Below are 1018 nucleotides of genomic sequence, written 5' to 3'. Positions count from 1 at the left end.
AGCCATGATCCGCGAGATGGCCTGGTACGACGCCTACCTGAACCAGGGCCGCGTGGACCGCAGCGCCAACACGACACCGGGCAACAAAAAGGGCGGGCTGTCGAACATCGTCGAAAAGGCCATGGGCTCGATCGTCAAAAGCGGCAGCTACGCCATCACCGGCGTGATCTCGCCCGGCGAAAAGCTCACGCAAAAAGGCCTGATTTACGCCGCCACCCCGGCCAGCGACTTCATCTGCGGCACGCTGCAGCTGGCTGCCGGCATGAACCTGCATGTGTTCACCACCGGCCGCGGCACCCCGTACGGGCTGGCCGAGGTGCCCGTGATCAAGGTGGCCACGCGCAGCGACCTGGCCCGGCGCTGGCACGACCTGATGGACATCGACGCCGGCACCATCGCCACCGGCGAAGCGACGATCGAAGACGTGGGCCGCCAGCTCTTCCAGTACCTGCTGGACGTGGCCAGCGGCCGCCAAAAGACCTGGGCCGAGCGCTGGAAGCTGCACAACGCCTTGGTGTTGTTCAACCCGGCCCCGGTGACCTGAGGCCGCGCGCCCCGGACCGACTCAAACCACCCTGCAGCAGGTCGACAGAACCTGCGCCCCGACGGAGACCGCCATGCACCCACCGATCACCGCCAGCGGCTGAGCGCCCAGACGCGACAGCGCCGGCAGCCGCCACGAGCCCCTGACACGCCCCCTGAAACCAGCCCTTGTGCGTCCGCCAGGGGTTGTGCTTCGGTTCGGCCCGGCTGTTTTCCATCTCGCTCCCGAATGCCCGCCCAAGCCGGGCAGGGACAACCCACGCCCACTGATTCATCAACCGCAGACAAAACCGACAAGAAGCCAACGGCCTTAGACCCTCTGAGGGTGCGGCCTGCGCTGAGGCCCTGCTGCCGCGGACAAGCCTTTCCCAACCCTGTGCCTTTTCATCAACCCTGGAGATAAAACCATGACTCATCTGAAGAAAACCCTGCTGGCCTGCGCGGCCGTGAGCGTGCTCAGCGCGCCTGGCCTGGC

At 66.3% G+C, this 1018-nt stretch carries 1 pseudogene; it reads left to right on the top strand.

Annotated features, from left to right (window positions below):
* A pseudogene (gene garD / locus AC07VS_RS28765) lies at positions 1–544 on the top strand (galactarate dehydratase); the annotation flags it as partial.
* Between the last annotated feature and the right edge of the window lie 474 nt (positions 545–1018).

This window comes from Curvibacter sp. GW821-FHT01G03, from assembly GCF_059422285.1.
Note: the sequence above shows the minus strand (reverse complement) of the source record. Positions and strands in the feature narration are given on the sequence as shown.